Raw genomic sequence first — 3,574 nt, forward strand, 5'->3', positions numbered from 1 at the left:
TAGAAAAGTCATATGTAATATCTAAAAATAGAGGATCGTTGATAATCTGAAATTCTTCGGGTTCGTAAGGCCAGTTATTTTTTTTACAAATTGTTTCAAATAATGCGATGTTTTGTTCTATTGTATGTTCTTTTTTAGATAATAAATTCAGTGCCATAGTTAACAATATTTATGAATGATGCATTTAAAAAGATTCCGCCCCTGTTGGTATTTCCCCCCTTGTTGGTCTTAGTTCATCAACAAGACGTGCGTTAGCAACAAATCAATTAATAACATAATAACACTACAAAACTTGATTTTATGAATGGTTATTAGCAACAGCTCTGATGAATATTCGTTTTATTATATCATTTTTATGAAATGAATATTGACGAGTTGCTGACGCATGTCTAGTTGGTAAACTAACACCAACAAGGGCGAAGTGCTAAAAAAAACTAGATTTTAGTATTAAAAATATTCCTTTAAGAGATAAATAAATACTACCCAAACAAAAAACAAAGGAGATTATAGAAACTACTATATATATTATGCGTTGATTGTACCGCCTCAAGATTAAACCTATAAAGCCAAAATTAAATAATTGGACATCATAAGATGGAAATTTTTTTTGATCTAAAAATTTCGAAAAAAAAACGTACCCCATAAAAAAAAATATGGGGCTAAATATTATTAATAATAAGATATATTTCATTTTATTGGACCTATGTTTATCATGTCAGAAATTATATTCCGCCCTTGTTGGTGTTAGTTCACCAACTAGACATGCGTCAGCAACTCGTCAATATTCATTTCATAAAAATGATATAATAAAACGAATATTCATCAAAGCTGTTGCTAATAATCATTCATGAAATTAGGTTTTGTAGTGTTATTAATTGGTTTGTTACTGACGCATGTGTTGTTGGTGAACTAACACCAAAAAAGGCGAAAATCTTATTCCCAAGGATTATCAATACCATATAAGGGGTATTCTATTTCCTCTCTTTTAGGATAAAAATTTAAAAAACAATAGTTTACAATACGCATTATTTTCAAAAGATACTCATCAGATATTGTAATATACACAGGAACCATTTCTAAACTATATTTATCAGGAATGTCTACTATAACATCATCATATATTCTTGTGTTAAGATTGGATGTAAGTTCAAAGTAAACAACATTCTCCTTGCAATACATCCATGTTGGAAAGGATTTTCTTGGTAAAAGACCAAAGTTCTTATAGAGTTCAAGGGCTTTTTCAATAGTTAAATCAGCTTCTTTTGAAGCGTCTAAAGAAATTTCTTGTCGAGCTTTTATACTTAATTCACGATAAATATTACCTAAATTATATACCTCAATATCTGGATAAATTTCAGTTTCCCTCTTAATACTTCCAACGGTGGCATAAGCAAGACAGCTTAGAATCCAGCCTAAAGTATCTTCTATTAAAAACAGTTTTCTATTATTCTCTTTATCAATCATATATACTTCACACCAATCAAGATGATAAAAATATTCTCCATCAAAATCTAGATTAATGATTGATAAACTAAATACTTCATTTAGTTCGAATGTTATAATGTCTTTTAAGTTACTCACTTCAATTTATTTAAACTTTCTATCAAGTGTAAAAAGCAATTGGATTAACAATAGGCTTAATTAGTTTACTATTTTTATTTACTAATCCTGCTTAGTCTTTTCATGTAATTTATTTATAATGATATTTTTAATGAAGAATTAATTTTATAACTGCTATAATAAAGAGTAAAACAAAGATCACGTTGAGGATAAGAACTAGACCATTAATTATTTTTACCAAAAAAATATTTTTATCCGTTCGAATGAAGGATAAGCTAATTGAATGCGAAGCAATAGTCTTTCTACCAAAACCGAACTCAAACTTTTGGGTATCAAGATTAAGATTTGGTTTATATGTATAAATATAAACCAAATGTAATAGGATTTTGAGTCCTAATAAAGAAAATAGCGTATAACCTAAAACATCTATTGACATATTTTATATATTAAAAATTCATAAATACGATATGATTTTTATGACAAAATCAAGGACGGTAAATATTTTCAGTAACCCTTCGCTCTTATAATTTTATTACTGCGATAGGTCTATTTTATGACTATAGCTACCTTAATCGAAGGGATTATAAATGCCATAATCACTATAATGAGAAGCATCGTTATCAGGAGATAATTCTAAAAAGCAATAATTCAAAATTTCCATTATTCTTAAAAGATATTCATTAGAGATAGTAGTATAGGTGGGTATCATTTTTAAACTAGATTCATCTAAGAGGTTTGACTCATCGTTATTAAATATATCTGAATCGTCTCTTTCTGTAAGTTCGAAAAAAACTATATTATCCTTACAGTACATCCAAGTATGAATGCCCTTACCATTTAAAAAGCCAAAATCTCTTGTTAGTTCTGATGATTTATCTAGAGCCCAATAAGTTTCCTTTGAATCGTATTGAAAATCTTTTGTAAGTAGTTTACTATAGATTTTACCCACAGAAAACACTTCGATATCTGGATCTATTATAGCTTTTCGTTCAATATTTCGACTTGTGGCATAACCAATATCACTTAAGATGGAAATTAAAGGTGTAGCCAATAACAACAACCTTCTATTATTTAAATTATCTATGATATACACTTCACACCAATCTCCAAAATATACATGTTCACCATTATAATCGAGATTAATGATTGATAAACTAAATATTTCATTTAGTTCGAGTGTTATAATGTTTTTTAATTTACTCATTTTTAATAAATACTAAACTCTTACGGCTACTAAAATAAGAGTAAATGCAATGTATATATAAATAGTAGTTATTACTCCATTAATTATCTTAATTAAGATATTATTTTTATCTGTTTGAATAAAATTTATATTAATCAAATATGATACTATAGTACTTTTACCCCACCCAAAACCCAGATTTAGTTTTGGTTTATAAATAACAATATAAACTAAATGCAATAATATTTTGAAACCTATTAGGGAAAAGAGTATTACGCCTAGAATGTCTTTAAGTTTATAATTATTTTTAATATAGTCTATAATTTCTGACCACGATATCGTTAAAGATTTTTGCAAAAAAATATCATTTAATATGCTCATTACTTTCTTTATTTTTTTTCGGGTGTATCCCCTTGTTAGTGAACTAATACCTACCCGTAAGGGAGTTAAATAAACAATTCCACATGAGATACGGGCTGGACAACGAAACGGACGAATGCAATTCGTCCCTACTTAATTATTCTACCATTCTTGTCTTAGTCCACGCGTTTCATTTAATATAAAATATTAGTTTAGTACAATCCCATCATAAATACAACAATACTGCTTTCACAAATTATTTCAGACTTCACATACATTTGCTTTTGTTACCTCACTCCTATCTTCATTGTTCGAACACTCACCGTTTTGGATGATATAAAGAATGCTTTGTAAAGTGTCCGAGAAACGATTTTATCAATTTGACTTATTTTAAGCAATGAGTAATCTTTCGTGATTTGTATTTTTTTTAAAAATAAGTCGACTAGATAAATATTTAGCATCCCATAATAG

General features: G+C 28.0%; 2 protein-coding genes. Both read right to left on the reverse strand.

Annotated features, from left to right (window positions below):
• Positions 1 to 933 precede the first annotated feature (933 nt).
• A complete protein-coding gene (locus tag AC07XN_RS23780) occupies positions 934 to 1,581 on the reverse strand; it encodes a hypothetical protein (protein ID WP_494744853.1) in 648 nt (215 codons plus the stop codon).
• Between the two features lie 547 nt (positions 1,582 to 2,128).
• A complete protein-coding gene (locus AC07XN_RS23785; RefSeq protein ID WP_494744854.1) occupies positions 2,129 to 2,764 on the reverse strand; it encodes a hypothetical protein in 636 nt (211 codons plus the stop codon).
• Positions 2,765 to 3,574: the final 810 nt, after the last annotated feature.

The organism is Arcicella sp. GW458-12-2-14-TSB2, assembly GCF_059423785.1.

What these genes read in the sequence shown, in the direction of transcription:
- AC07XN_RS23785 (WP_494744854.1), bottom strand. Translation starts at nt 2,764, where the DNA reads ATGAGTAAATTAAAAAACATTATAACACTCGAACTAAATGAAATATTT.